Annotated in this window: 27 protein-coding genes; 17 read left to right on the top strand and 10 right to left on the bottom strand. The window is 67.1% G+C overall.

Features of this window, described 5'->3' with window-relative positions:
- Window positions 1-161 precede the first annotated feature (161 nt).
- Both F0U60_RS07350 and F0U60_RS07345 read left to right on the top strand, forming a co-directional pair.
- The gene (locus F0U60_RS07350) at window positions 162-1,796 is read left to right on the top strand and encodes a sigma 54-interacting transcriptional regulator (protein ID WP_395815814.1); all 1,635 of its coding nucleotides are present in this window, start codon (window positions 162-164) and stop codon (window positions 1,794-1,796) included.
- Window positions 1,797-1,910: 114 nt separating this feature from the next.
- The gene (locus tag F0U60_RS07345; RefSeq protein WP_395815812.1) at window positions 1,911-2,138 is read left to right on the top strand and encodes a hypothetical protein; all 228 of its coding nucleotides are present in this window, start codon (window positions 1,911-1,913) and stop codon (window positions 2,136-2,138) included.
- Between the two features lie 64 nt (window positions 2,139-2,202).
- On the opposite strand, the gene F0U60_RS07340 is transcribed toward F0U60_RS07345, so the two are convergent.
- On the bottom strand, window positions 2,203-3,306 hold the full coding sequence (locus F0U60_RS07340) for a succinylglutamate desuccinylase/aspartoacylase family protein (RefSeq protein WP_395815810.1): 1,104 nt from the start codon (window positions 3,304-3,306) through the stop codon (window positions 2,203-2,205).
- A 249-nt stretch (window positions 3,307-3,555) separates the two neighbouring features.
- Between F0U60_RS07340 and F0U60_RS07335 the strand changes: the two genes are divergently transcribed.
- From F0U60_RS07335 to F0U60_RS07310, 6 genes are all read left to right on the top strand, one after another.
- Window positions 3,556-3,987, top strand: coding sequence for a carboxymuconolactone decarboxylase family protein (locus tag F0U60_RS07335; protein ID WP_395815808.1), 432 nt, complete (start codon window positions 3,556-3,558; stop codon window positions 3,985-3,987).
- A 1-nt stretch (window position 3,988) separates the two neighbouring features.
- Window positions 3,989-4,876, top strand: a complete 888-nt coding sequence (gene sigJ / locus F0U60_RS07330; RefSeq protein ID WP_395815806.1) for an RNA polymerase sigma factor SigJ — start codon at window positions 3,989-3,991, stop codon at window positions 4,874-4,876.
- Window positions 4,877-4,878: 2 nt separating this feature from the next.
- Complete coding sequence (locus F0U60_RS07325; RefSeq protein ID WP_395815804.1) at window positions 4,879-5,295, top strand: RidA family protein; 417 nt, start codon at window positions 4,879-4,881, stop codon at window positions 5,293-5,295.
- Window positions 5,296-5,350: 55 nt separating this feature from the next.
- Complete coding sequence (locus F0U60_RS07320) at window positions 5,351-7,954, top strand: hypothetical protein (protein WP_395815802.1); 2,604 nt, start codon at window positions 5,351-5,353, stop codon at window positions 7,952-7,954.
- 95 nt (window positions 7,955-8,049) lie between these two features.
- On the top strand, window positions 8,050-8,481 hold the full coding sequence (locus F0U60_RS07315) for a hypothetical protein (protein WP_395815800.1): 432 nt from the start codon (window positions 8,050-8,052) through the stop codon (window positions 8,479-8,481).
- Between the two features lie 123 nt (window positions 8,482-8,604).
- Window positions 8,605-9,060 (top strand): hypothetical protein, encoded by a 456-nt coding sequence (locus F0U60_RS07310; RefSeq protein ID WP_395815798.1) that lies wholly within the window; start codon window positions 8,605-8,607, stop codon window positions 9,058-9,060.
- 223 nt (window positions 9,061-9,283) lie between these two features.
- Here the strand turns inward: F0U60_RS07310 and F0U60_RS07305 are convergent, their stop codons facing one another.
- From F0U60_RS07305 to F0U60_RS07290, 4 genes are all read right to left on the bottom strand, one after another.
- Window positions 9,284-9,898, bottom strand: a complete 615-nt coding sequence (locus tag F0U60_RS07305) for a PH domain-containing protein (protein ID WP_395815796.1) — start codon at window positions 9,896-9,898, stop codon at window positions 9,284-9,286.
- A gap of 139 nt (window positions 9,899-10,037) precedes the next feature.
- Entirely contained in the window at window positions 10,038-10,982 is a 945-nt protein-coding gene (locus F0U60_RS07300) for a TolB family protein (RefSeq protein WP_395815794.1), read from the bottom strand.
- A gap of 163 nt (window positions 10,983-11,145) precedes the next feature.
- Window positions 11,146-11,943, bottom strand: coding sequence for a LytR/AlgR family response regulator transcription factor (locus tag F0U60_RS07295; protein ID WP_395815792.1), 798 nt, complete (start codon window positions 11,941-11,943; stop codon window positions 11,146-11,148).
- Window positions 11,940-13,076 carry a sensor histidine kinase gene (locus F0U60_RS07290; protein ID WP_395815790.1) on the bottom strand — a complete coding sequence of 379 codons (1,137 nt, stop codon included), beginning with the start codon at window positions 13,074-13,076 and terminating at the stop codon, window positions 11,940-11,942. The genes F0U60_RS07295 and F0U60_RS07290 overlap by 4 nt, the downstream gene beginning before the upstream one ends.
- Window positions 13,077-13,395: 319 nt before the next feature.
- Between F0U60_RS07290 and F0U60_RS07285 the strand changes: the two genes are divergently transcribed.
- The 6 genes from F0U60_RS07285 to F0U60_RS07260 all read left to right on the top strand — a co-directional run bounded on the left by F0U60_RS07285 (window position 13,396) and on the right by F0U60_RS07260 (window position 18,573).
- Window positions 13,396-14,418: an aldo/keto reductase gene (locus tag F0U60_RS07285; RefSeq protein WP_395815788.1), complete on the top strand. Its 1,023-nt coding sequence runs from the start codon at window positions 13,396-13,398 to the stop codon at window positions 14,416-14,418.
- A gap of 86 nt (window positions 14,419-14,504) precedes the next feature.
- Window positions 14,505-14,864: an ArsR/SmtB family transcription factor gene (locus F0U60_RS07280; protein ID WP_395815786.1), complete on the top strand. Its 360-nt coding sequence runs from the start codon at window positions 14,505-14,507 to the stop codon at window positions 14,862-14,864.
- The gene (locus F0U60_RS07275; RefSeq protein ID WP_395815784.1) at window positions 14,861-15,679 is read left to right on the top strand and encodes an SRPBCC domain-containing protein; all 819 of its coding nucleotides are present in this window, start codon (window positions 14,861-14,863) and stop codon (window positions 15,677-15,679) included. Before F0U60_RS07280 ends, F0U60_RS07275 begins: the two co-directional genes overlap by 4 nt.
- Before the next feature lie 240 nt (window positions 15,680-15,919).
- A complete protein-coding gene (locus tag F0U60_RS07270) occupies window positions 15,920-16,390 on the top strand; it encodes an Lrp/AsnC family transcriptional regulator (protein WP_395815782.1) in 471 nt (156 codons plus the stop codon).
- A gap of 2 nt (window positions 16,391-16,392) precedes the next feature.
- Complete coding sequence (locus F0U60_RS07265; RefSeq protein WP_395815780.1) at window positions 16,393-17,601, top strand: PLP-dependent aminotransferase family protein; 1,209 nt, start codon at window positions 16,393-16,395, stop codon at window positions 17,599-17,601.
- Window positions 17,602-17,685: 84 nt separating this feature from the next.
- Window positions 17,686-18,573 (top strand): RimK family alpha-L-glutamate ligase, encoded by an 888-nt coding sequence (locus tag F0U60_RS07260; RefSeq protein ID WP_395815778.1) that lies wholly within the window; start codon window positions 17,686-17,688, stop codon window positions 18,571-18,573.
- A 6-nt stretch (window positions 18,574-18,579) separates the two neighbouring features.
- Here the strand turns inward: F0U60_RS07260 and F0U60_RS07255 are convergent, their stop codons facing one another.
- The 3 genes from F0U60_RS07255 to F0U60_RS07245 all read right to left on the bottom strand — a co-directional run bounded on the left by F0U60_RS07255 (window position 18,580) and on the right by F0U60_RS07245 (window position 20,604).
- The gene (locus F0U60_RS07255; RefSeq protein ID WP_395815776.1) at window positions 18,580-19,833 is read right to left on the bottom strand and encodes a proline dehydrogenase family protein; all 1,254 of its coding nucleotides are present in this window, start codon (window positions 19,831-19,833) and stop codon (window positions 18,580-18,582) included.
- 172 nt (window positions 19,834-20,005) lie between these two features.
- A complete protein-coding gene (locus F0U60_RS07250) occupies window positions 20,006-20,293 on the bottom strand; it encodes a hypothetical protein (protein WP_395815774.1) in 288 nt (95 codons plus the stop codon).
- 77 nt (window positions 20,294-20,370) lie between these two features.
- Window positions 20,371-20,604: a hypothetical protein gene (locus F0U60_RS07245; protein WP_395815772.1), complete on the bottom strand. Its 234-nt coding sequence runs from the start codon at window positions 20,602-20,604 to the stop codon at window positions 20,371-20,373.
- A gap of 208 nt (window positions 20,605-20,812) precedes the next feature.
- Here F0U60_RS07245 and F0U60_RS07240 point away from each other — a divergent pair, with 208 nt between their 5' ends.
- Window positions 20,813-21,028, top strand: a complete 216-nt coding sequence (locus tag F0U60_RS07240) for a hypothetical protein (protein WP_395815770.1) — start codon at window positions 20,813-20,815, stop codon at window positions 21,026-21,028.
- Between the two features lie 89 nt (window positions 21,029-21,117).
- Here the strand turns inward: F0U60_RS07240 and F0U60_RS07235 are convergent, their stop codons facing one another.
- Entirely contained in the window at window positions 21,118-22,020 is a 903-nt protein-coding gene (locus F0U60_RS07235) for an AEC family transporter (RefSeq protein ID WP_395815768.1), read from the bottom strand.
- Window positions 22,021-22,219: 199 nt separating this feature from the next.
- Between F0U60_RS07235 and F0U60_RS07230 the strand changes: the two genes are divergently transcribed.
- Together F0U60_RS07230 and F0U60_RS07225 are read left to right on the top strand one after the other, a co-directional pair.
- Window positions 22,220-23,140 (top strand): hypothetical protein, encoded by a 921-nt coding sequence (locus tag F0U60_RS07230; RefSeq protein ID WP_395815766.1) that lies wholly within the window; start codon window positions 22,220-22,222, stop codon window positions 23,138-23,140.
- A gap of 252 nt (window positions 23,141-23,392) precedes the next feature.
- Entirely contained in the window at window positions 23,393-24,436 is a 1,044-nt protein-coding gene (locus F0U60_RS07225; RefSeq protein ID WP_395815764.1) for an ATPase, read from the top strand.
- On the opposite strand, the gene F0U60_RS07220 is transcribed toward F0U60_RS07225, so the two are convergent.
- Window positions 24,424-25,392 (bottom strand): hypothetical protein, encoded by a 969-nt coding sequence (locus F0U60_RS07220; RefSeq protein ID WP_395815762.1) that lies wholly within the window; start codon window positions 25,390-25,392, stop codon window positions 24,424-24,426. The two genes, F0U60_RS07225 and F0U60_RS07220, sit on opposite strands and share 13 nt — an antisense overlap.
- Window positions 25,393-25,395 lie beyond the last annotated feature (3 nt).

Here is a 25,395-nt window from a genome sequence, read left to right as displayed (position 1 = left end):
AAGGTTCCGATAGCAGTTCCCATGCCCAACACCCCTGAGGGCCCCAACCCCTGTCGAATCCGCGGGTTGGCCCTCCGCGTGGGCCTGGAGGGGGACCACGAGAACTCGTGGCCCACGAGATATCGTTGCAACTGCCCCGAACTCTCGTGCACGGTGCTCGCATGCTCCCGGAAGAACTCCAATCCATCGCACTGGCGGTGGCGCAGGTGCGCGCGGTGGACGAGGTGCTGGATGCCGTGGTGCGCGGACTGGCGGCCCAGCCGGAATGGGCGCTCGCCCGCCTGTGGTTGGCGCGACCCGGCGACCTGTGCGCGTCCTGCCCCATGCGCGCCGAGTGCCCAGACACCTCGCGCTGCCTGCACCTGGTGGCCAGCGCGGGCACGCCGCGGCAGGCGCGCAAACAGTGGACACGTCTCGATGGCCGCTTCCGACGATTCCCGCTCGGCGTGCGAAAAGTGGGACGCATCGCCACCACGGGACAGGGCGTGCTGCTGCAGCGGTTGGACGGAGACTCGGGGTGGATCGTCGACAAGGCCTGGGCGGAGCGCGAGGGCATCCGCGCCTTCGCCGGACAGCCGCTCGTCTTCCGAGGCGAGGTGCTGGGCGTGTTGGCCGTGTTCAGCCGCCGCGAGCTCAGCGCGCGCGAGTTCTCCTGGCTGCGCACCTTCGCGGACCACGCGGCAGTGGCCATCACCAACGCGAGGGCCTTCGAGGAGCTGGCGCGGCTGCGCGAGCGACTGGAGCAGGAGCGGGACTACCTGCGCGAGGAGGTCCGGGACGCGCTGTCCTTCGGGGACATCGTGGGACGAAGCGCGCCGCTGCAACGCGTCTTCCAGCAGCTCGAGCCGGTGGCAGCCACGAACGCCAGCGTGCTCATCCTCGGGGAGTCGGGCGTGGGCAAGGAGCTGGTGGCACGTGCGCTCCACGAGCGAGGCCCTCGGCGAGGCCGGCCGCTCATCCGCGTCAACTGCGCCTCCATTCCCCGGGAGCTCTTCGAGAGTGAGTTCTTCGGCCATGTGAAGGGAGCCTTCACGGGGGCGCTGAAGGACCGTGCCGGACGCTTCCAGCTCGCCGATGGGGGCACACTGTTCCTGGACGAGGTGGGAGAGATTCCACTGGAGCTCCAGGGCAAGCTGCTGCGAGTGCTCCAGGAGGGAACCTTCGAGCGAGTGGGCGAGGACGTGACGCGCCGGGTGGATGTGCGCGTCATCGCCGCCACGAACCGCGACCTCCCGAGTGAAGTCCAGGAGGGCCGCTTCCGGAGGGATCTCTACTACCGGCTGAGCGTCTTCCCGATCGAGGTGCCGCCGCTGCGCGAGCGAAAGGAAGACCTCCCGCTGCTAGCGGCCCACTTCGTGCGCCAGGCCTGCGCGAGGCTCGGCCGCCCCACCCTGACGATGGGTGCGGAGCAGCTCGAAAACCTCCAGCGCTACGACTGGCCAGGCAACGTGCGCGAGTTGGAGAACGTCATCGAGCGGGCCGTCATCCTCTCGAACGGAGCGGAGAGACTGCGCCTGGACCTGGCCCTACCGGAAACAGCGAGACGCTCGCGAGCAACCCCACCGAGACCCACAACGCCCCCGGTGCCAACCTTCGTCACGGACGCCGAACTCCGCCGTCGGGAGAAGGAGAACCTCCAAGCCGCGCTGGATGCGGCGAGAGGAAGGATCTACGGCCCCGAAGGAGCCGCGGCACTCCTAGGCCTGAAGCCGACGACACTGGCCTCAAGAATGAAGGCACTCGGAATGCCCAAACCGCGCGTCCTCCCCTCTCCCGCTGGGAGAGGGACGGGGTGAGGGTATCTCCCCACCGTATTCAACCTCCGTGAGCCACCGCTCCCCCGCGAGCTAGGGAACCGTGCCTTGCGCGAGTCTCCGAAGGTGAAAACCGTGCAGGGAGGGAGCCCCGTCATGCTGAATCTCCGTGCACTGCAAGCCTTCCTCTGGTCGCTCTTCTTCACGCCGGCGCTGGCGCTCGCCCAGTCGGCCGAGCCCATCGAGCCCTATGAGCTGTACGAGTCCACCCGATGGGGCCTGGGCTGGCTGTGGCTGGCGGTGCTCGCGATCATCATCGTGGCCCTGGTGGCGTGGGGCCTGTCGAGAGACCGGACCCATCAAGGACCGCCGCTGACACACTGAAGAACCAGCCAGCTTCACGTTCGCAAGCCAAGCCGTCAGACGGGCTAAAGAGAACTCCCCCTGCTCAAGGAGCCTGCGCGGGAGCAGGGGCCGGGTCGTGCACCTCCCCGATGACAGCAACAGTCTCGCCTGAGCGTACAGGCGGGGTCCCGAAGAAGACGAGCACGACGCCACCGTGGGGCGCCCGGTGCTCGGCGATGCGATTGCCAAAGAAGTCGGTCACATAACCCACCAGCGAGCCCGTGCGCACCCACTGTCCGACCTCGACAGTGGGGTAGAAGAAGCCCTCCACCTCGCTCTTCAGGTTCGCGCGTCGCTCGATGAAGATCGGGTGCTCCACGGGAGAGGGCTTCCCCTCGAGCATCCGCAGGTGCCGAAGCAGGCTGAAGACACCACGCTCGATGAGGGCGAGCTGCTCGGGGGTCGCCCGTCCAAGCCCGCCCACCTCCACGTCGAACGAGGGCTTACCGAGCGCCACCGCCGCCGCGCCCGTGTAGAGGGCCTTCTCGAAGCTCAGGTTCTCCATGGGAAAGAGCACGATGTGATCCACTCCGAAGGCAATCGCCAGCTCACGCGAGCGGGCGATCACCTCGGGAGTCCCATGCTTGGCGTAGTAGCCGGTCCAGGGGCGGAGGGCCTCGTTCGCGTCTCCGGCGTGCAGGTCCACCACGACGTCGGCGCGACGGAGGATCTGCTCTCTGAGCACATACGCGATGCGCTCGGTGACGGTGCCCTCGGGATTGCCGGGGAAGCTCCGGTTCAGATTCTTCCCATCCACGGGGCCGGTGTAGATGGTGCGGCCGAGGAACGCCGGGATATTGGCGGCATGCACCAGGATGACCGTCCCCGCGAGCCGAGCAGGCTCGAGTAAGGGCCGCACGCGCTGGAGCGCCAGGATGGGCGCGTACTCGGAGCCGTGCACACCGGCGATCAACGCCAGCACGGGGCCCGGCCGCGAGCCATGGACGAGGGTGATGGGGATGAAGGTCCCCGAATCCACCCCCTCTGGGACGGGGAGCCGGCCGGATGCGGCAGTGCCAGGCCTGGCCACGATGGGCCCGAGGGAGAACTCCCCGCGAGGCGCCCGGGCGGAGGCGACCCCCGCCAGGAGAATCACCACCAGGCCCCACCACCGGGCCGCGTGAGGCCCCCAGGAAAATCGCGACAACACCCCACCTCTCGCATGGCAGACCATGTCCCGAGAATAGAGGCGGTCTTCACCCATTGCACTCGATTTGCACCTGCAACTTCCTTTCAAGATGAGCCGACGCCCTGTGCTCCAAGTGCCTGAAAACACGTAGGAATCTACCGGGTCTGGCAGCGACCACCGTGTGGCGCTCGCCGCACGTCACAAACTCCGGCCCTCAATCGTTCGAAGGTTGTCGCGGCACATCGCCGCCAGGTAAAGGAGCACACCTTGAGTGAAACAAGCGCCGTCAAGTATGAGCGGGAGATCCCGAAGGTCTTGCAGGCCATGGCGGACGTGAACCGAGCCATTGACACCCACGGTTTTGATCGAGCGCTCTATCACCTCATCCAGCTGCGCGCGTCGCAGATCAATCGATGCGCCTATTGCATCAAGATGCACACCCAGGAGGCGCGGCGGGACGGAGAGACCCATGAGCGACTGGACCGTTTGATCGTCTGGGAGCACGTGAACGACTTCAGCGAACGCGAGAAGGCGGCCCTTGCCTGGACGGAGGCACTGACCGTGCTCGACGGGAAGGCCGACCTCGGAGCACTCCGGGCCCGCTTGAGGGCGCACTTCACCGACCAGGAGATCGGGGTTCTGACCTCGCTCGTGGCCATGATCAACCTGTGGAACAGACTCCAGGTATCGAGGCACTGAAATGCCGAATCGTGACGACACAGCCATCTTCGAGCAGCTCAGGCCCACACTCCTGGGGCTGGCCTATCGCATGCTTGGGTCACGGGCCGACGCCGAGGATGCTGTCCAGGACACGTTCATCAAGTGGCAGAGCGCCGACACGGACAAGATCGAGAATCCGGCATCGTGGCTCACGGCCCTCTGCACGCGCCGGTGTATCGATCTCGCCAGGTCCGCCCATAGAACCCGGGTGGACTACCTCGGACCCTGGCTGCCCGAGCCGCTCCATACACCGAGCGAAAACGAGGCTGAAAACGCCTTGTCGCTGGCGTCATCCCTGACGACCGCGTTCTTGTTGATGCTCGAACGGCTCACTCCGAAGGAGCGGGCCGCCTATCTGCTCCACGAGATCTTCGACGTCTCCTACACGGAAGCAGCGAAGACCCTCGATATCCAGGAGAGCACCTGCCGCAAGCTGGTTTCCAGAGCCCGCGCCAGCATCGATCAGGCGAAGGTCAGGCACCTCACTCCGGTCGACAGGCAGGAGCAGCTACTCACCGCCTTCAAGGCGGCCGTCGTCGGTGGCGACACGGCTCAACTGGCGCTCCTGCTCTCGGACGATATCGAGCTCAGCGCCGACGGGGGAGGCAAGGTGCCTACCGTGCTCCGTGTGCTGCACGGCAAGGCTGAAGTGTTGGAGTTCATCACGCAGAAGCTCCGCCAGTATTGGAGCGCCTATCAATGGAATGCCTCGGACATCAACGGTGGCCGAGGAGTCATCCTTCACGAAGAGGGTCTAGCGACGGTGGCCGTCTCTTTTGCCTATGACGAAGCAGGCAGGACGACGAACATCTACATCGTGCGCAACCCCGACAAGCTCTCCCATCTAGATGGATTGCTCAAACAATAGCCATGACTCAAGAAAACAAAAACACCTCGAATCTGCGTTTTCTCAATCCCCCAGCCCTGACGAAGCCACCAGGTTACACCCAGGTCGTGGAGATGACCGGACCCGGCCGGACGATCTGGATTGCCGGCACCATCGGCACCAACCGCGACGGCAAGCTTGGCGAGGATTTCCGCGCACAGGCCGTGCAGACCTTCGAGAACTTGAAGGCGGCCTTGGAGTCGGTTGGGGCAAGCTTCGAGCAGGTCGTCAAAGTCACCAACTACCTCGTGGACTTCGGGCATCTGCCCGTGTTCTACGAAGTTCGAGACCGATATGTGAACACGTCCGCGCCCCCCGCGAGCACGGCGGTTCAGGTGTCAGGTCTTCCACGCGGCGCACTGCTGGAAATCGAAGTTGTCGCCGTGCTGCCGCTGAAGTAATCGCCCCCTCGTAGGAGGCGGTGGGAAAGGTGGCTAATCTCGCGAGCCACCTGACATGGCGACCTCCAGATTGAGAGTGCCCCATCCCTGGCTTCGGTTGGTGCTGACGTTTGGGGCCTTGTTGTTGATGACCCTGCTCCTGATGCAGGCGAGGCTCCGCACCCATCCCAGCTTGGCGGAGCCGTCGCGGGACTCCGTACTCTCGTTGGAGCCCCCGCTCCCCCGCTGGATGCCAACCCCCACCTCGCTCGACATCTCGGGGCGCTGTGCGTTGGACACCCGCCGCGTCGAGCTCTCCCTCAATGGCACAACGCTCACCACGGAGGCCTCCTCCGGGCACTTCCGCTTCCAGGGAGTGCCGCTCGCGCCAGGTCGCAATGTGCTTCAGTTCACCGCGGGTACTCCCCCACGGGTAACCGTCCAGAAGGTCGAGGTCCTCGGCATTCCTCCCCCTCGCCGTGTCCTGAGCCTGGAAGCGGTGAAGGAAGGCAGCATTCTCCGGGTGGAGTCTGTCTTCCCCCGGGAGCAGGCTTCGTCGCTGGACTTGTTGTCGGACGACACGAACGACGTCCTCGCCCGCGTGTTCCAACCCGTCCTCCTCAACTCCGTTCCGCTCGACCACCTCATCCGGCAGAGCCCGCTCGCACCAACCCTCGCTGTCAGCGATTCTGGAGCCACGCTCTCGAAAGCCATTGTGCTGTCTCGCCGCGCCCATCCAGTCTTCGAGGGGCTGGTGCTCCGTTCGCGGGACGGATTTCCCTTCTCGCGAACCACGGACGAGTTCATCGTCAAGAGCCCGGGGCTCGCGCTGCGCTCGGTCCATCCCTTGCCGAATGTGCTGGAAGACGGAGTGGGCAGGTGGAAGGCCACCGGGGAAGGCCCTGCTCGCGAGGCGGAGATCCGCCTGGCCTTCTCTGGCAAGACAGGGCCCCTGTGGCCGCTGAGTCGATTCTCCCAACAACTGGCACGGCTGCGTGCGGCCCTCCCCGCCATCCTGCTCGCGCCCGGTCCGGAGCTACTCCTGCTCGTTGCCGCCTTCTTCTTGCTGGCGCTCCGCCAGGTTCGAGCCGCGCTCCCCGCGAAGTCCCCGGTCCCCAGGAGCCTCGTCCAGCTCTTCGACACGGAGCTTCCTCAGGCCAGACGGACGCTGCTCCTCGTGGAGTGGCTCGTCGCCTTCGCCCTGGTCGTCCCGCTCATCGAGCTGCTGCTCCTGCTGAAGGGCCCCCTGGGGCGTCTTCCTCCTGTCCTCTGGCCCTTCATGGTGGCGCTGGTGACGCTGGTGGGAGGATTGATGGTGCGCGGGCTCTTCCCGGCCTTCCACTCGCGTTGGGGAGGCCTCCTCGCTGCTCCCTGGAGGGCCTCGGCATTCCTGCTCCTGGTGACGCTCCTCCTGCCCACGCCCACCGAGCACGCCCTGTGGGGGCTGCGACTGTTCATGGCCTCCAGCCTGCTCGGGCTCGCCCTCTCACCGTTGGTGCTCCAGCGCCCGGGTCGGGCACGGCCCGGAGGAGAATGGCGCCGGCTCGTGCTGCTGCCAGGACTGCTCGCCTATGCCCTCTCCATGCCTGCCCTGAGTGCCCAGGCCCGGGAGCAACACCTTCCCCTTGTATGGGAGGCACTGCGCTCCTCCACGGCCCTTCCCGAAATCCTGGGGCATGCCCTGTTCCTGGGGCTGCTGGCCTTGCTAGCCAACGCCTCCGAGCAGCAGGAGCGGAGGTCCGCGCCGTGGGTGGGGGCCTTGCTCTTCGCGGGCTACGTGGCCGGTCTGCATGATCGGGTGGGGGGATGGGCACTTCCAGCCTTGCTGGGCCTCGCGCTCTTTCCCACCGTCCTGCTGCTTCCTCCTCCGCGGAGGGAGGCCCTGCTCGCCGGACGGTCAAAGGTGCTGGCATTGCGCAAGCGGTGGCTGGAGGAGCTCCCCGTGACGTGGCTGCAGCAAATGCATGCGGCCATCGAGGTGCTCGGCGGGAAGCTCGCGAAAGGAGAGCTGTCGCTGGACGACTACCGGGAACGCGTATCGAAGCTCGAGCAACAGCTCGCCGACGTGGAGAAGAAGTTCTCGTTCGAGGGGACCGCAGCCAGGGAGCTGGTGTTGGCCCATGGCCCCCTCCCGGGTGACTGGGAGAACGCGAAGCTGGCCATGCGACTGGGGGTCATCTTCTCCCTCCCGGTGACCCTGGCCTACTCGGCGTGGGGGCTGACCCACTCCTTTTCATTGAAGGGCCTGGGCTTCCTGCTGATCTTCTACTCCGTCAACGTGCTCGCCTCGGCGGCCCTGTTCGGGTTCTTCTTCACCTGCATCCGAGGGCGCACGGGCCTGCGCAAGGCACTCTGGGCCTCCCTGGTGACGCAGCTCTGCCTGTTGCCCGCGTGGCTGGACGTGCTCTCCCGCACGAACGATCTCACCCTCTTCCTCTTCTCGCTGCTGCACTCGATGATGATCTTCCTCATGCTGGGGCTGTGCTTCGATTGGCTGGTGGCACGCCAGGCCTGGGGAGATGACTTCCGCTGGCGCAACTTCCTCGGGCTCTCGGGCCTCTCGACGGTGGCCGCATCCCTCTCACTGCTCGGTGCGAGCCTCGCCACCACCTTCGGCTCGGCGCTGACGGGACAGCTCTCCAAGACGGTCATGCAGTTCGTGGGGATGGCGGCCGGGTAACGGCGCCGCTGGCCGGCAAGACGACCACACCCCATCGACAACGACTGGACGACACCTCCATACTCTCCGCACTCAACATCACACCCGAGGTTCACATGAGCGACGGAATCGACACCGAAATTGAGCAACTCGACGCGCCCCCGCCTATCTCCGCCGAGCTGCGCGCGAAGATCCTTGCTGATCCCAACGTGGCGAAGATTGCCGCGGAGCTCGAGATGAGCCTCGACGAGTTCGTCAACTCCGTCGGGTACTACCTGAACAACCCGGGTGTGGAGCCCGCGTTCCTCGTCGTCAGCGATGAGAATCTGAGAAAAATGGGTGTCGAGCCGCCCACCGCCGAGGCGATCGAGGCCAACGTGCGCGCCAGCGTCGAGGCCATCAAGGCCGGCCAGGCCCCGAGCGGTTTCGAGGCCGCTCGCAAGAAGACCGTGGATCTGGCTGCCCAGGGCGGCGAGGCCGTAAAACCCAAGGCAAATCCCGACCTCGAGGACTCTTTGAAGAAGGGTCGAACCAACCTAAAGGGTTGATTTCACTGGATTTTCAAGAAATGTTTCGCCCGCTGACAACATCCTACCGCGGCTCTCGATAATCCCTTCAACGCAGCACCTTTCCACAACAGCACTTCACTTTCCACACAAGAGGGGTTCGCCATGGGCTTCATCAAGGGCATCGGTAAGGCGTTCAAGAAGATCGGCAGCTTTGCCAAGAAGGCGGTTGGCTTCGCGAGCAAGATTCTGAATGGACCCCTCGGGAAGATTGCCTCGTTCATCCCGGGCGTGGGCCCCTTCGTCGCGGCCGCCTCGAAGGTTGTTGGCATCGCGAACAGCGTCATCAACGGTGGTGGCCTCAAGGGCATCATCGGCGGCCTCGTGGACAACTTCGCTGGCGGCCTGCTCGGTAAGGCCGGTTCGCTCCTGAGCAAGACGGGTCTCGGCTCCGTCATCGGCCTGGGCTCGCAGACCAACAGCACGGGCGGAGTCCTGGACCTGGTCAAGGGCCTGATGAGCACCCGCAAGGGCGACGCGTCGCCTGCCGCCCAGGGCGACAAGTACAACCTGGGCCAGTTCGCGGCGTTCCAGGTTGCCAACCTGCTCCGCGCCGCCTGATCAGCCGGTCTCTGCTTCACGCAAAGGGGTGCACGCTCACGGGCGTGCGCCCCTTTTCATTTCCTGCCTACTTCATGCGAACGGACACCGAGTTGGTGGCGGCGGTGTACGTGATGAAGCCCTTCTGGAACTCACCTGGGCCCGCTCAGCGGCATCATCTGGAGGACTCTGACCGAGGCACACGGGCGGCACCCTCGGCGCCGCCCGGTTTTGTTTCACACCCTCAGGCCTTGATGTACCGCTCGAACACGGAGCCGAAGTCCTTCACAACGTACTTCTGCTGAGCGCCGATGAGCCACGCGAAGGCGGCCTGGTTGAGCTCCTTGAAGGACTCCACGAGCGGAGTGGAGCCAGCCTGACCGCGGCCGAGGGTGGTGGAAGCAACCTCGATGCTGGCCTTGGCGTGGCTGAGTGCCACTTCGTTCTCGAGCATCAGCTCGGAAATGCGGAACAGGGCCTTGTAGAGGTCCTTCACCTGCTCGAGGTGCTTCTTGTGCACGTCGATGGAGAAGTCCTTCGAGCCGAGGCTGAACTTGATCTCCACGTCCATGTCGATGTTGCCGGCAGTCTCGAGCAGCACGTGCGAGACCGGGTGAGCGCTGTAGTTGTAGCGGCGCAGCGTGCGCTTCTTGCTGGCGGCACTGGTCCCGTCGAGGTGGATGAGCGCCTTGTTGGTGAAGCAGTACTCGTCGGACTTGGACTTGATCAGAAAGAAGATCTTCTCCTGGTCCTCGTGCATCACGTAGTCGTCGGCGTCCACCTTGTTGTAATCCGTCGGGGCGATGACCGAGCCGATGTCGCTGAGGCCGAGGGCGTCGGCGGCGATTTTTCCGAACATGTGCATTCTCCCGGGGTAGGTGCTGCATCGGACTGCTGCGAGGTGCTCTCGCGGTCCTGCGCCAGCATAGGAGAAGTGGAACGGAGAGGCATCGAAGACCCGTGTCCAGAGGCCTCCCAGCTTCAGGGCAAACCTGTCGTCAGTCCTCCTGGTCGGCGTACGGGCCCACCCCCCAGGTGTACACGCCCGCGGCACGGGCGCTCACGTGGTACAGCTCACCAGGCACGAAGGGCTCATACTGATGGCGCACGAAGAAGAGGGTGCGCCTGTCGGCGGAGAGGGACGGGTGGTACTCGTCCAACGCCGTGTTCACGCCGGGGCCCAGGTTGCGCGCGGGCTTCCACTCCCCGTGCCGGCGCTCGGCCACGTAGAGATCTCCCGAGCCAAAACCGTCCGGCCGGTCGATGGAGGCAAAGAGCAGCGTATTCCCGTCCGCCGTCACGGTGGGGTTGAACTCCCAGAAGGACGTGTTGAGCGCGGCGCCGAGGTTCTCCGCGGGGCCGTAGGAGCCATCCGCCCGCCGGCGCGAACGCCAGAGGTCCCAGCCTCCGAAGCCACCCGGCCGGTCCGAGCCGAAGTACAGCGTGCCCCACGCATCCACGCTGGGGTACAGCTCGTCCGAGGTGCTGTTGACGGCGGCCCCCAGGTGTCGCGGCTCGCTCCAGCCCGAGCCCTGGCGCTCCACTACCCACAGCTCGGCGTCCTCGCGGGCCACGCCCTCCACCGGCCGGATAGACGAGAAGAAGAGGTAGCGACCATCCGGCGACACGAATGGATCAATGTCGCTGAACTCGCCGGAGAAGGGAGCCACGCGCGGCTCGCTCCATCGGCCGTGGCGCCACTCGGAGAAGACAATGGTGGACTGGCGGGAGATGGGGAAGAAGTCGGTGCTCACCCCCCAGAAGGCGGTGCGTCCGTCGGGGGTGAAGACAATGCGGTACTCCTCCTGCTCCGGCAGCGAGACGAAGCCGGGGGCGAGCACCTCTGGGACACACGGCGCGGCGGCTTGCTGAGCAAGTGCGGACGTGGCCAGGGTAAGCAGCGAGAGCAGCATCGGGGAACGGACGAGGGACAACACAGACATGACAGGCTCCTCCTGCGATGAGTGCATGCGGCGGGGCAGGGTCTTCTCCAACCGCCACGAACGCAGAGGTAGCGAATCAGCGAGGGGCTGTCTGGGAGGTGGGGACGAAGCGCGAGCAACGAGGGACGGAGTGCGCGGGCGGAGGGACGGACGCAGCGGACCGTCAGTCCGGCACCAGCCCCAGGGCCTGCTCCACACGGGCGCGGTGGGCGCGACCGGTGCGCAGCGCGACGCCGCCGGAGAGGGACAGGAGGTATTCGCCCTGGGACAGCGGCTCGAGCTCACGAACATGGTCCAGGTTGACCAGCACCGAGCGATGGATGCGCAGGAAGCGGCGCGGATCCAACCGCTCCTCCAGGTGCGTCAGCGTCTCGCGCATGACGAGCTGCTCGCCGCCCGTGTGCACGCGCACGTAGTTGGCCTCTGCCTCCACATGGGTGATAGCGGCGCAGTCCACGAAACGGATACGGCCGTCTGCCTTGATGGGCAACCGCCGCAGCGGTGCGTCCGCCTGGGCGAGCGCGGAGAGCATCTCTTCCAACCTGCCAGGAGGAGCTTCCGCCCGGCGCACGAGCCCCACGTGCTGACGAGCCCGCACCAGCGCGGCCCGGAAGCGCTCCCGGTCATAGGGCTTGAGGAGATAGTCCAACGCCTGCGCCTCGAAGGCCTGGACCGCGTAGCGCTGCCAGGCAGTGACGAACACCACCACCGGCACCTGGCCGGGCGGCAGCGCGCGCAGCACCTCGAAGCCATCGCCTGAGGGCATCTCGATGTCGAGCAGCAGCACGTCCGGTGTCGTGGAGAGCACCACGCGCACCGCCTCCGCACCGCTGGCCGCCTCCCCCACCAGCGCCACGTCCGGCTCGTCCGCCAACAGCGTGCGCAGTCGCTCTCGAGCCAAAGGCTCATCGTCCGCCGCCACCACGCGTAAGGGCGCTGCTTCCGCGGTGCCACCGCTCACGCCGTCACCTCACGGTGCGAGCCTGTTGTGGAGGGCAGCGGCAGGCGCAGCTCGGCCACTGTGCCACGAGGCTCCCCGGGGCGCAGCTCCAAGGCGGCGCGAGAGCCATAGAGGGTGGCCAGGCGCGCACGCAGGTTGGACAGGCCCACGCCTCGCCCGTGCCGGGGCAGCCCCGCGGGTGGCAGACCCACGCCATCGTCCCGCACCTGCACCTGCAGCGAGTCCCCGTCTCGCTCGGCGCTGATGAGCACTCGGCCGGGCTCGGCCCGTGGTGCGAGCCCATGGCGGATGGCGTTCTCTACGAGCAGCTGTAGCGCCAGGTGAGGGATGCGCGCATCGAGCACGTCGGGAGCGAGCCGCCACTCCACCGCGAGCCGCTCGCCGAAGCGCGTGCGCTCGATGTCCAAGTAGGGCGCGAGCGCCTCCAACTCCTCGCGCAATGTCACCTCCTGGCGGCCGGAGGACTCCAGGCTGTGGCGCAGCAGGTCTCCCAGCCGCACGAGCATGCGCTCCGCGGCGTCAGCGTCCTTGTGCACCAAGGCCGCCACAGCGTTGAGGGCATTGAAGAGGAAGTGAGGCCGAAGCTGAGTGGCAAGAACCTGGAGCCGAGCCTCGGCGAGCCGGGCCTGTAGCCGCGACGCGCGCTGCTGGCGTACATGGGCGCGACGGGCGAGTCCCAGCGCATGAGCCCCAGCGGTCATCAGCACGAAGGGCAACACGTTGTTCACCACGCTCTGCGCCAGCACGGTGCCGAAGCCCGGCGGGCGTGCGTACCAGCCGAAGACATCCTGGGTGAGGACAACGAACGTCGCACGCCCCAGCACCACGGCGACGAGCGTGGCGAGGTGCACAGCGCCCGCGCGCATCCACCTGGAGCGGTGGAGCGGGAACCACTCGGACAGACGCAGGCACAACACCGTGATGGGGACCCACAGCAGCGAGCTGCCCAGCGCCATGCGCCACAACAGTTCCTCGCCGGCGGGCGCCTCACCCGCGTGTTGCAACAGCCGCACCTGGCTGACAGTGACCAGCGCGTCCGCCAGCCACCACCCCAGGGCTCCGGTCCACAGCGCCCAGGAAGGGAGGGGCGGAACCTCATCGGGCTCGTGAATCGGCTCGTCCTGCTCGTGCATGGACTGGAAGGCTAGCGAAGGGCTCGGGACGGTCGCTACACCCCCTGGGACGAACGGAGCGCTGGCGGGGACGAACCGCTCCAACAGTCAGCCAAGCCGGTGGGCCGCCGCAATCGGTGGAGCGTGGACCCTGACAGGCTCAGGTGGCCTCGAACCAGCTTTGGGCCAGGCCCGTCTCATCGGGCGCGCGGGCAATAAAAACGGCGGAGGACCGGGAGCAGGAGCCTGGGCGGAGGTTGGTGAACACTCCAGCGGCTCTTCTCTTGTGGACCTTGGCTTGGGGCCCTTCACTCCTCGGAGCCTTCAAGAGGAGCCAGACATGAACTACCGCATCCTTGGACGGACCGGCGTCCGTGTGAGTCCGCTGTGCCTCGGAGCCATGATGTTCGGCCAGTGGGGCAATCCGGACCACGACGACAGCATCAAGATCATCCACCGGGCGCTCGATGCGGGGATCAACTTCATCGACACCGCGGACATCTACTCGCGGGGTGAGTCCGAGGAGATTGTCGGCAAGGCTCTGGCCGACGGCCGCCGCGACAAGGTGATTGTCGCCACCAAGTTCCATGCCTCCATGGGAGACGACCCCAACCAGCAGGGCAACTCCCGCCGGTGGATCTTCCAGGAGGTCGAGGCGTCCCTGCGCCGGCTGAGGACGGATTGGATCGACCTCTACCAGGTGCACCGGCCCTCGGCGGACACCGACATCGAGGAGACGCTCGGAGCACTGAGCGATCTGGTCACCCAGGGCAAGGTGCGGTACGTGGGCTCCTCGACCTTCCCAGCGTCGCAGATCGTCGAGGCGCAATGGACCGCGCGAGAGCGGAGGCTGACGCGCTTCGTCTGCGAACAGCCGCCCTACTCCCTGCTCGTGCGAGGCATCGAGGCGGACATCCTGCCCACCTGCCAGCGTCACGGCATGGGCGTCATTCCCTGGAGTCCGCTCGCGGGCGGGTGGCTGTCCGGCAAGTGGCGCAAGGACTCAGCGCCTCCCTCCACGTCGCGAGCCGCACGCATGCCCGCCCGCTACGATCTGTCGCAGCCCGTCAATCAGCGCAAGCTCGAGGCGGCCGATGCACTGGGGCGGCTGGCCGACGCGGCGGGGATGTCGCTCGTCCACCTCGCCATCGCCTTCGTCATCAAACACCCGGCCGTGACCTCGGCCATCATCGGTCCCCGCACGATGGAGCAGCTGGAGTCGCAGCTCGGCGCCGCCGACCTCACGCTGGACAGCGCGTTGCTGGACCGCGTCGATGAGATCGTCGCGCCCGGGACGAACATCAACCCAGCCGACGCAGGGTGGGAGAACCCAGCGCTCGCCCCCGCCGCACGCCGCCGCTGAGGCAGCATCGAAGCGAGTGGACTGGTCGGACCGAATCCGCCTTATATGCCTTGACAGGCATATGCCTCAATCAGCATATAAACGTCATGTTGAGCGCGTTCGAAGTCGTGGCGGAGCCGAACCGCCGCCGCATCCTGGACCTCCTCCGAGAGGGGCGCCGCCCTGTCGGGGAGTTGGTGGATCGGCTCGGGTTGACGCAGCCCACCGTGTCCAAGCATCTGCGCGTGCTCAAGGATGCTCGGCTGGTGGACGTGGAGCAGGACGCTCAGCGGCGGCTGTACCGCCTGCGTCCGGAGCCCTTGCTGGAACTCGACGACTGGCTCACGCCGTACCGCGAGCTGTGGTCCCGACGACTCGACGCGCTGGAGCGCCACCTGGACACCATGGCGGACGATGAGCCCGCCCCCACCCGCCGGAGCCCGGCCCCAAGAAGGAGGAAGCGATGAAGCATGGAACCCTGACGACCCGGGGCAATCGTGTCGAGCTCCGGTTCGAGCGACGCCTCACCCACCCGCCCGAGAAGGTCTGGCGCGCGCTCACGGACAGCAAGGAACTGGCCCATTGGTTCCCCGCGCGCATTGAAGGCGCTCGCGAGGCCGGCGCCGAGCTGCGCTTCTTCTTCGAGGAAGGCGATCCTGGCACCGGCAAAATCTCGGTGTTCGACCCGCCGCGCGTCCTCGAATACACGTGGGAGGGAGACCTGCTGCGGTGGGAGTTGCGGCCTGACGGCGCGGGCTGTCTGCTGGTCTTCACCACCATCCCGGCGGACCGCGCGAACGTCGCCCGCGACGCCACGGGCTGGCACTTCTGCCTCGACAACCTGGAGGCAGCGGTCGACGGGAATCCCGCCGCCGGGTTCGACAAGGAGCGCTTCTCCGCACTCAACGCCGAGTACGCCGCGCGCTTCGGCCTGGGCAGCTTCCCCGCCTTCCTGACAGGCCCGGCGAACCGCGTCTCGGAGGCCTCACTGCGCCTCCCCGGCGTCGAGGCCTACGTGTTCGACGGTGCAGATGGCACCCAGCTCACCCTCTGCCACGCGAAGAGCGACGCGGACACCGGTGAGCAGTGGCGGGACTTCGACGAGTACCTCGTGGTGCTGGAAGGCAGCTACACGCTGACCATCAATGGCATGGACATCCAGCTCGGCGCCGGGCGGGAGTTCGTCATCCCCAGGGGCGCGCGAATCTCGGGACGGTTCACCGCCGGCACGCGAACCCTCCATGCCCTCGGCGGCCGGCGTTTCGAGCGGGCCCCCGCATAGACTCACAGGCCAGGGGCGCTCCACCTCGGAGCCTGCCTTGTGGATGGCGCCCGCGCATGCATTCCGCGAGCGCCATTCGGTCACAGGCCTGTGCCGTCCAGCTTGAACGAAGGTCCCGGACGAGCCCCCGCGAGAAGCGCTCGACTGTCTGCTTGCTCCCTCTTGCATGACTCCCAGGAGGCATTTATCTTATCGGCGTTCCAACCTTCGGACTTATAAAAATAAGGCCACTTCGCTTCCATGGACGAGCTCGACTACCGCATCGTCGACCTGCTGCAGCGTGACGGCCGCGCCACGCAGCTGGAGATTTCCCGGACGGTGGGGCTGTCGCAGCCCGCGGTCGCCGAGCGCATCCGCAAGCTCGAGGAGCGAGGCGTCATCACCGGCTACGCTGCGCGAGTGGACGCGGCGAAGCTGGGCAAGGACATCACCGCCTTCATCGGCGTGAGCATCGAGCATCCGAAGTACTTCGACGGGTTCGCCAAGAAGGTGCTGGCCATGCCCGAGGTACTCGAGGCCCACCGCGTCGCCGGTCAGGACTCGTACATCCTCAAGGTGCGGACCTCGAACACGAAGACGCTCGACACCCTTTTGGTGGAGACGCTGCGGACCATCTCCGGCGTCACCCGTACTCACACCACCATCGTTCTGTCCTCCATCAAGGAGGAGACGTACGTCCACGCCTCGCCCGAAGTGTTGAAAGGAGCCTGACCATGACCGCGGCTGTCAGCATTCCCGCCCCTGCGGCGTTCCCGCTCGCCAAGCGCATGTCGCGGATGAAGGCCTCCGCCGTGCGAGAGATTCTCAAGGTGGCCGAGCGTCCTGACGTGCTCTCCTTCGCCGGAGGTCTCCCCGCGCCCGAGCTGTTCCCCGTGGAGGCGATCGCCCAGGCGCACGCCGAAGTCTTCGCCGAGGAGGGTCGCGCCGCGCTGCAGTACAGCACCACGGAGGGCTATGGCCCCCTACGCGAGTGGATCTGCTCCCACCTGGCCGAGCGCGGCCTGCACGCGGCGACGGATCAGGTGCTCATCACCAACGGCTCGCAGCAGGGCATCGACCTGGTGGCCAAGGTGATGCTGGACCCGGGCGACCTGGTGGTGGTGGAGGACCCCAGCTACCTTGCCGCGCTGCAGACCTTCAGCGGCTACGAGGCCTCCTTCGCCGTCGTGGGTAGCGACGATGACGGTATGCGCGTGGACGAGCTGGAGCGGATAGTCACCGGCCGCAAGCCCAAGCTCATCTACCTGGTCCCCAACTTCCAGAACCCCAAGGGCACCACCCTGTCGCTGGAGCGACGGCACGCACTCGTGCGCTTCGCCCAGAAGCACCGCATCCTCGTCCTCGAGGACAACCCGTATGGCGAGCTGCGCTTCCGGGGCGAGCACCTGCCCTCGTTGGCCTCGCTCGACACCGAGGGCGTGGTCATCACCCTGGGGACGTTCTCGAAGACGCTGGCACCTGGCTTGCGCATCGGCTGGGCCGTGGGGCCGCGCGAGCTCATCCGCACCCTCACCGTCGCCAAGCAGTCGGCGGACCTGCACACCGCCACGGTCGCGCAGCGGGCCACGGCGCGGCTGCTGTCGCGCTTCGACTACAACGCCAACCTGGACAAGCTGCGCGCCATCTACGGGGAGCGGTGCCTGGCGATGCTCGCCTCTCTGGAGAAGCACATGCCCGAGGGGACCCGGTGGACGCAGCCGGATGGCGGCATGTTCCTGTGGGTGGAGCTGCCGCGCGGCATGAGCGCGGATGTCCTCTTTCCGCTCGCGCTCGACAAGCGCGTCGCCTTCGTGCCCGGCTCGCCCTTCTTCGCCGGCACGCCGCGCAGTGAGTTCATGCGCCTGAACTACTCCAACCGCCCGCCGGAGCTGATCGAAGAGGGCATGCGCCGGCTCGGCGCGGTCATCGCCGCCCAGCGCTGAAAAGGCTCTCCCGCTCGGACGTGAACCCAGCGTCCGAGCGATTTCCATGTGCGCTCCGCGACCGGGCGGCTATCTAGAGCGCCCATGTCCACGAACTGGAACTCCTTCGACGTTGCCCTCGTCACCTCGTCCACCTATCCCGAGTGTCTGCCCGACGAGAAGCTCCTCGCCGATGCGCTCGCCGCACGGGGGCTGAGGGCGGGACCGGTCATCTGGGATGACCCCGCCGTGGATTGGAGCCACTTCCGGCTCGCGCTGATCCGTACCGCCTGGGACTCGGACAAGCGCCGTGACGAGTTCGTGGCCTGGGCCGAGCGGGCTGGTGCTCGCTGCCCGCTGTGGAACCCCCCCGAGGTGATTCGCTGGAACACGCACAAGGGCTACCTGCGCGACCTCGAGGCGCGTGGCGTGGCCATCGTGCCCACCCTGTGGCTGGAGCGCGGCTCGAAGGTGGACGTGAAGGCGCTGCTCGCCGAGCGCGGCTGGAGTGACGCCGTGGTGAAGCCGACGGTGTCCGCGGGCGCGCGCGACACGTTCCGGGTACGCGGGCCCCAGGACATCTCCACCGCTCAGGCGCTGGTGGAGCGCGTCCTCCCGCTCAAGGACATGATGGTGCAGCCCTACCTGTCCTCGGTGGAGAGCTACGGCGAGCGCTCCATCCTCTTCCTGGGCGGCGAGCACACCCACGCCATCAAGCGGCCGGCGGCCTTGTCGGGGAACCCGGGCTACGATGCCACCGCCGCCGAGCCAGCTCCCTCAGCCGAAGACGAGCGCGCCTTCGCCCGTCAGGTCCTCGCCGCGACTGGCTTCGAGCTGCTCTACGCCCGGGTGGACGTGGCGCGGGACGAGCGGGGCACGCTCCTGCTGATGGAGCTGGAGGTCACCGAGCCCAACCTCTTCCTCCGGCAGGGAGGACCCCGCGCGGTGGAGCGACTGGCGGACGCCATCGCCCACAAGACCCGCGCGCGCTAGACACCCTCACTGCACTTGCTGGCCGGGGCCGAGCAGGGCCTTGGCCTGCTTGCGCCGCCGCAGCTCGCCACGGATGAGCCGGGCCTCGCGCCCGCCCTGCCCCGCGATGGCGCTGTTCTCCTGCGCGCGACGGATGAGGTACGGCAGCACGGCGCGCACCGGGCCGTAGGGCAGATACTTGGCAACGTTGTAGCCGGCCTTCGCCAGGTTGAACGAGATGTTGTCGCTCATCCCATAGAGCTGGCTGAAGAAGACGCGCGGATCATTCGCGGCAATGCCGCGCCGACCGAGCTCCTGCATCAGCAGCTGGCTGCTGGCCTCGTTGTGCGTACCGGCACAGAGCGCCATCCGGTCGAGGTGGTCCAGGCAGAACAGCACGGCGCGATCATAGTCGGCGTCGGTGGCGGCCTTGTCCGGTTGGATCGGATCCGCGTAGCCGCGCTCCTTCGCGCGCTGCCGCTCCTTCTCCATGTACGCGCCGCGCACCAGCTTGGCGCCGAGGAAGTACCCCTTGCTCGTAGCGCGCTCCAGCGCCGCGCGCAGGTTGCCCAGGCTCGCGATCCGGTACATCTGGTAGGTGTTGTAGACGAGGGGCCGCTCCCGGTTGAAGCGGGCCATCATCTCCTCGCCCAGGCCGTCGATGACGTCCTGGATCCACGTCTCCTCGCCGTCGATGAAGATGCGCACCCCCAGCTCGTGGGCACGCTGGCAGATGCGCAGCACGCGCTCACGAACCCGCTCCCACTCGGCCTGCTCGTCGGCGCTGAGCGTCTCTCGCGCGCCGAGCTTCTCCAGCAGGCCGAAGCGCGCCAGGCCCGTCACCTTGAAGACGCTGAAGGGGATGTGCGGATGCGTCGCCGCCCACTCAATGGTGGCGAGCGTCTCGCGCGTGGTGGCGTCGAAGCCGGCCTCGGACTTCTCTCCCTCCACGCTGTAATCGAGAATCGATTGGACCCCAAAACGTCCAAGCGCCGCGATGGCCGCGTCACACTCCTGAATGCTCTCGCCTCCGCAGAAGTGCTCGAAGACGGTGTGCTTCACGAGCAACCGGACACCGGGGAAGCCGATGCGCAGCAGCCAGGCCGACAGGGGAATGCCGGCGCGCACCAGCACCGGCTGCTCCAATGAGGAGAAGAGCAGGTGGGCCTTGCGCATCTGCGCATCGCTCTTGGTAGCGAAGGCAATGGCCGTGTTGTCGAACGAGACCGGAGGCGGAGACCCCACGGGGTGCTCAGGAGAGGAAGAGGCGAGTGCGGACATCGAACGCCGGGCTACATGGTTTTCGTGGCCGCATCAAGCCGAGGGGGGTGGGCGGCAGGTTCGCGGCACAAGCCTGGCTGCACGAACTGAACACACGCCCACACTTCCCGTCATGCCCTGCTGTCACTCCTCCGTGACGCCGCACTGCGACAAACGCCACGGGGAGGACGGACTACTTGGACTCGGGCTTGGCGCCCTTGGGCAGCGCGGGAGCGGCAGCGGCCACGGGGAGGCGCGGAATCACGAGGTTCCGGTACTCGGTGGCGAGCGTCTCCGGCGTCATCTCCTCCTGCCACTGCTTGGGGTTGGTGTTCCAACCATAGTCGGCGGGCACCTTGCCGCCGCCCTGGCTCGTGTAACCAATCATGTCCGGGAACTTCGAGGACCAGCGGCCGGCCGGATCCGACTCACGGGTGATGGGCTCGCGGTTGGACCGGGGCGTGTAGTTGCTCTTGCTCATGAGACGTGACTCCTAGCAGGTGCGCAGCCTCTCCGGAACCCCCACGCGGTGCCGGAGGATGCCCAGGCCGTGCTCACCTACGCGGGCCCGCTCGCTGCCCTCTCGGAGGAGGGGCCCCCGGCCCGGGAGCGCCGTCGGCTCCGCTGCGACACCGGAGGCAGCCACCGCGGCCCGAGCTCGAAGACGGCCGCGAAGTAGCGCGCCTGCGCCTCGCTGCCGTAGCGATAGCGCCGCACCTCTCCTTCCTTGAGGGTTACCTCTACGCCCCAGTTCTTCCTATGTCGGCGAAGCGTGACGCGAGAGATCTCCATACCCACCCTTCCCCTCCTGGAACGCCCCCTCCCTTGAAAACGACGTGCCAAATGGAACGCCTGAACTCGCCGGGTTGGGGTGTGTGGCTGTGAACAGGGAGGAGAAGGACAGGAGGAGCTACAGGCTCGCCTGCCTGCTCTCCGAGGGTGCACGAAAAGCGAGGCACGGCGACTTGTGGCCGCCGATTGCTGCGTTACGTGAAAGGGCATGAACGCATCAACTGAGAAGAACACGGGTGACACCGTTTCCGAGTTCACGCTGCCCGAGGGCTGCATGCTGTGCGGCGGCGCGGTGACCATCCGCAGCACGCCGGGTGGTGGCGCGCACAGCTACTGCCCGCACTGCCACTGGCTGTCGCGCACGCGGCTGCGCATGCACAAGGGAGGACTGGAGATCGCCTACGCCACGAAGGCGTTCGCGTAAGCAGCAGGAGGCTCCGAGCCGGGCCCCTCCACACGGAGAGCCGCGCGCCCCTCGGAGCCGGGTACGTCGTACAAAACCCCCGCCAGCACTCAATGCAAGAGCCACAGGGCGCAAGGCACCGTGGCGAACGAGAGAGGAATGCCCAGCCCCACCATGAGGGCGGAGAGCTCGGGGTCCAGGCCGTGGTCCGCGGCGAGGATGGCTCCGGTGACCATGGGGGCCATGGCGGCCTGGAGCACGGAGACGTCGAAGGTGAGACGGCTCATGCCAGGCACCAGCAGCAGCAACAGCGCGATGGCGAGCGGAGCAAGCGCCAGCTTGTAGCCAAGTCCCAGCACGAGCGCGCGCACCCGGCCCTTCACCTGGGAGAACCGGAGCTGGAAGCCCACGGAGAAGAGCGCGAGCGGGGTGAGCAGGTCTCCCAGCCGGCCGAGCACCACGTCCACCCAGGCGGGCCAGGCCCACGGGTGCAGCAGGAACGCGATCACCAGCGCGATGAAGGGCGGAAAGCCCAACACCTTCTTCAGCAGCGTCCGCGGCCGAGCGTCCTTCGCGGCGGCGCGCGCGGCGAACAGCGTGGCCACCGTGCCCAGCGCGAGGAACGAGCCGAGCTGGTCGATGACCACCGCCACCTGCAAGCCCTCGCGGCCCATCAGGCCCTCGATGAGGGGCAGGCCCACGAACGCGGTGTTGCTCAATCCTCCCGTGAGGACGAGTGCCGCCACCGTCTGGGGCGTGAAGCCCAGCCGCGGGCCCAGCGTGCGGAAGAAGAGCCACGCGCCGCCGAAGACGAACCAGGGCGTGACAGCGGCGACGAGCAGTTCGGGGACGAGCGTCAGCCGGTGCACCGAGCGCAGCACCAGCGCGGGCAGCGCCACGTTGAGGACGTAGGCGTTGAGCACCAGCGCCGTCTGCTCTGGGAAGCGTCCGCTGCGCCGGGCAATGGCTCCGAGGATGAGGCTGGCGGCGAGCACACCAACGAGCTGACTCACGAGGCGCTTCTCCTGGATTCACGTGAGCGGGCGAGAAGACAGCGGGGGGCGCTCACACGCGCCTTGTGCTGCAAATCCGGAGCGAGCACCAGAACATCGCAAGGGGCCGCGAAACCCCCTGAGAGGGCGGACCCCTCTCGTTTGACAAGAATCTGACGGTTTCTATAGGGTACGAAAATCCTTTCTCAAAGGAATATTCGTGCGATTGTGGAATATCGGCGCGTGTGTCCTCGCGCTCCTGGTGGTGTCTTGTGGTGGGACAACCGATGGGGTGGAGGTGGAGCAGCAGAAGGCGGGCACGCTGCGACTTCCGCTGATTTCGCCGTCTCCGGACGGCAAGCTCTACCGGCTGGTAGGAGCGACGTTCGACATCACCGGACCCCAGACGGTCACCCTCACGGACACGTCGGCGGAGACGGTGCAGACGACGCTGCTGGCCGGGTCCTACACCATCGAGCTCAAGGGCGCCTGGCACCTGGAGAGCATCGACGCGCCTGGGACGGCCGTGCCCGCCCAGATGCTGTCGCCCAACCCCCTGCCGTTCTTCGTCACCAAGGGGGAGACGTCCGAGGTGCGCTTCCTGTTCAAGATGCCCGGGAAGGGCGACGCGAACGTGGGCATCAAGGTGGACAACGGGGGTTGGCTCGCCGGAACCCTCCACTTCACCCAGCGCGAGGATCCGACCTCCGGGCCGAGCGTCTTCGATGAGCTGATGGGCCAGAGCATCCCCTTCGTCATCAGCTTCGAGTCGGCCACGCTCACCAAGAGCAACTGGTCGTTCAAGGAGTTGATGGTGGAGGCCGATCCTCCCCACACCATCCAGTTCGGGGGGCCGCATTCCGCGCTGCTGGAGCGCGTGGCCTCGTCCATGAGGGACGTGCCGTTCACCTTCACGCTGAGGGCCACTCCGGAGGGGTTCGTCCAGTTCAACAACATGAACATGTGGGGCCCCGCCTTCATGATCCAGATGAACGAGAGTGCTCCCTTCGCAGGAAAGTTGGACGCCGAGGGCTTCCCCACCGCGCAGTACTTTGAGGTCGAGTCCAACACGTTCATCCGGAGCGTCTCCGCCTATTACGACGGGGTGATGGGCCCGGCGAACGTGAACGGCTCGCCCTGAGCCCCCCAGTGCCTGGAGTCCTTGGGGCCGGTCTCCGCTTCAAGCGGGGCCGGCCCTTCGGCTTTGCGGGCTCGGAGCTCGCGACCCGGTGGTGGTGACCGCAGTCATCAGGTGGTGAGTCGCGTCACCGCCTCGTGCGAGTGAGGGTCGAGCCAAGCACCCGAAAACAGAGAGGTTCTTGGCAAGCTGATGCCCTCCAGGCCTGGCATGCCGCGCGCAATGGGACGGTGCACACCACCTGAGGGCGCGACAATGCGGAAGAAACGGCTGGGTGACCTGCTTCGGGAGAACGGACTCCTGGACGAGCTGCAACTGCGTGCGGCGCTGGGTATCCACAACAAGTGGGGCGTCCCCCTGGGCCAGGTGGTGGTGGACATGGGCTTCTGCACCGCACACCAGGTGCTCGACGTCCTGGCCAGCCAGGCGCAACTCCCAACGGTGGACCTGGACGCGGAGCTGTTGGACCCACGACTGGTGGACGTGCTGCCCGTGCAGGTGGCGGAGGCCCACCGGATCATCCCCCTCCGGCTGGAGGGACCTCGCGACTCCGTGTTGGTGGTGGCCACCGCGGCTCCGGCCCATCTCCCCTCCCTGGATGAGGTGGCGCACGTCACCGGCAAGGCGCGGGTGGTGGCGCTGCTGGCGACCGACGCCGCCATCTCCCAGGCTCTTGAGCGGCTCTACTACCCCCATCTGCTCGGCGCACGCCGCCCGGTGGAGCCCATTCCCCTCCCCGAGGCGGATGAACACCTGCCGCTGGTAACAGATCGCGCCGAGTACCTGATGATGGTGCAGGGCGGTGTCCTGGCCTCCACCGTCGAGCAGGGCGGCTTGCCCGTGATGACGCCGCTGACGGAGGAGCTCCCGGCCCATGCCCGCCTCACCGAGCCGGAGCTGCCACGGGTGGAGGTGGCGCCCAGGCCCGCGCAGACGTCGAGGCCCGAGGAGGAGCCCGCGCCGGAGGTCTGGGTGTACGGCTGGGGTGTCAAGGCCACCCGTGGGTTGTTGAAGCTGCTGGAGGACGAGGGCCTGCGGACGCGGGTGGCTCGCACCGAGGACGTGCGGAACGCGACTGAGTGCGCGGTGGTCCTGGCGCCGCTGCAGTCGGTGGAGAGCGTGAAGCGGCGGGGGCTCCGGGCGCGGCTGCTGCTGGCGGGCCGGGTGCGTGACGAGGAGCGGGCGAGGACCCTGGGCGCACGGGCCTTCCTCTCCGGACCCCTGCGCTCGGACCTGTTGATCGACGCGGTCCGCGAGCAGGTGAACGCCGGCCGCACGGCGCTGCGTCAGGTGGGCTGAGCCCCCAGCACGAGCTTGCGCGTGAGGCTCGCCCCAAACGTGGCGAGGCTCGCCAGGGCCACCACCGCCAGGCTTGCAACACCGGTCGCATCCCACTGGAGGAGGGGCAGACCCCGCAGGGCCTGAAGCGCAAGCACCACCGTCAGGCCCAGGTAGGCCACACCCGCGGCCCGAACCACGGCCAGGCGGCGAGACTCGGACAGGGCCCGCCGCCTCGCGAGCAGCACCGCGAGCACGGGCAGCACCTGCATGCCGTGCAGCCCCAGGAAGTGCGCTGGCCGCATGTCACCCACCGTGGTGCTCCAGCCAACGAGCGGCAGGCCCGGTCCCCCGTCCTTGCCCCCGAAGGTGTGCGCGCCAGACTCCACCGGCTTGCCGACCTTCATGCTCGCGATCTGCTCGGCGCGCGGCGACGTCATGAAGTACCCCAGCCCCGCCCCCAACACTCCCACCACCAGGCCCACACGCAGCGCCGAGGCCAGGGGGCGATCCTGGAGCTTCGTCCGCAGCAGCACGAAGGCGAGCACCATCATCGTCCCCCACAGCACCGAGATGACAATTCCCATGCTCGAGAAGACGAAAGCATCGAAGGGCGTCGCGATGTTGAAGTGGCTGCGTACCCCGCGCGCCGCCTGAAGCGTGATGGCCACCATCTCGAGCGCGCCGCACACGGACAGGATGTTGCCCACGATGCGCACGAACCGCTGGCGCTCGTGAAGGAAGCCGAGAAAGTACAGGACGGTGGCGTTGTAGAGGGCCAGCGAGACGTAGAACTTCAGCGGCTTCAACCAGAGGGGCTCGCCCAACACCTGGCGCGAGTCGAGGAAGAGTCCGGCCGCGGAGAGCAGGGCGCCGAGGAGCATCACCGCGGTGCCAAGAGCGAGGGCCGGCGAGAGGGCCCAGGCTCGACTCCAGAGGGTGCGCGAGGAGGACGAGGCTGTGGTCATGGTGGACATGGG

The organism is Archangium minus (assembly GCF_044360475.1).
Classification (GTDB): Bacteria; Myxococcota; Myxococcia; order Myxococcales; family Myxococcaceae; genus Archangium; species Archangium minus.
Note: the sequence above shows the minus strand (reverse complement) of the source record. Positions and strands in the feature narration are given on the sequence as shown.

Excerpts from the sequence above, each read along its gene's own strand:
- F0U60_RS07270 (WP_395815782.1), top strand. The coding sequence starts at position 15,920 with ATGGACGAGCTCGACTACCGCATCGTCGACCTGCTGCAGCGTGACGGC.
- F0U60_RS07285 (WP_395815788.1), top strand. The coding sequence starts at position 13,396 with ATGAACTACCGCATCCTTGGACGGACCGGCGTCCGTGTGAGTCCGCTG.
- F0U60_RS07350 (WP_395815814.1), top strand. The coding sequence starts at position 162 with ATGCTCCCGGAAGAACTCCAATCCATCGCACTGGCGGTGGCGCAGGTG.
- F0U60_RS07265 (WP_395815780.1), top strand. The coding sequence starts at position 16,393 with ATGACCGCGGCTGTCAGCATTCCCGCCCCTGCGGCGTTCCCGCTCGCC.
- F0U60_RS07250 (WP_395815774.1), bottom strand. The coding sequence starts at position 20,293 with ATGAGCAAGAGCAACTACACGCCCCGGTCCAACCGCGAGCCCATCACC.
- F0U60_RS07300 (WP_395815794.1), bottom strand. The coding sequence starts at position 10,982 with ATGTCTGTGTTGTCCCTCGTCCGTTCCCCGATGCTGCTCTCGCTGCTT.
- F0U60_RS07255 (WP_395815776.1), bottom strand. The coding sequence starts at position 19,833 with ATGTCCGCACTCGCCTCTTCCTCTCCTGAGCACCCCGTGGGGTCTCCG.
- F0U60_RS07345 (WP_395815812.1), top strand. The coding sequence starts at position 1,911 with ATGCTGAATCTCCGTGCACTGCAAGCCTTCCTCTGGTCGCTCTTCTTC.
- F0U60_RS07280 (WP_395815786.1), top strand. The coding sequence starts at position 14,505 with ATGTTGAGCGCGTTCGAAGTCGTGGCGGAGCCGAACCGCCGCCGCATC.
- F0U60_RS07320 (WP_395815802.1), top strand. The coding sequence starts at position 5,351 with ATGGCGACCTCCAGATTGAGAGTGCCCCATCCCTGGCTTCGGTTGGTG.
- F0U60_RS07260 (WP_395815778.1), top strand. The coding sequence starts at position 17,686 with ATGTCCACGAACTGGAACTCCTTCGACGTTGCCCTCGTCACCTCGTCC.
- F0U60_RS07225 (WP_395815764.1), top strand. The coding sequence starts at position 23,393 with ATGCGGAAGAAACGGCTGGGTGACCTGCTTCGGGAGAACGGACTCCTG.
- F0U60_RS07325 (WP_395815804.1), top strand. The coding sequence starts at position 4,879 with ATGACTCAAGAAAACAAAAACACCTCGAATCTGCGTTTTCTCAATCCC.
- sigJ (WP_395815806.1), top strand. The coding sequence starts at position 3,989 with ATGCCGAATCGTGACGACACAGCCATCTTCGAGCAGCTCAGGCCCACA.
- F0U60_RS07275 (WP_395815784.1), top strand. The coding sequence starts at position 14,861 with ATGAAGCATGGAACCCTGACGACCCGGGGCAATCGTGTCGAGCTCCGG.
- F0U60_RS07240 (WP_395815770.1), top strand. The coding sequence starts at position 20,813 with ATGAACGCATCAACTGAGAAGAACACGGGTGACACCGTTTCCGAGTTC.
- F0U60_RS07315 (WP_395815800.1), top strand. The coding sequence starts at position 8,050 with ATGAGCGACGGAATCGACACCGAAATTGAGCAACTCGACGCGCCCCCG.
- F0U60_RS07220 (WP_395815762.1), bottom strand. The coding sequence starts at position 25,392 with ATGTCCACCATGACCACAGCCTCGTCCTCCTCGCGCACCCTCTGGAGT.
- F0U60_RS07305 (WP_395815796.1), bottom strand. The coding sequence starts at position 9,898 with ATGTTCGGAAAAATCGCCGCCGACGCCCTCGGCCTCAGCGACATCGGC.
- F0U60_RS07245 (WP_395815772.1), bottom strand. The coding sequence starts at position 20,604 with ATGGAGATCTCTCGCGTCACGCTTCGCCGACATAGGAAGAACTGGGGC.
- F0U60_RS07290 (WP_395815790.1), bottom strand. The coding sequence starts at position 13,076 with ATGCACGAGCAGGACGAGCCGATTCACGAGCCCGATGAGGTTCCGCCC.
- F0U60_RS07310 (WP_395815798.1), top strand. The coding sequence starts at position 8,605 with ATGGGCTTCATCAAGGGCATCGGTAAGGCGTTCAAGAAGATCGGCAGC.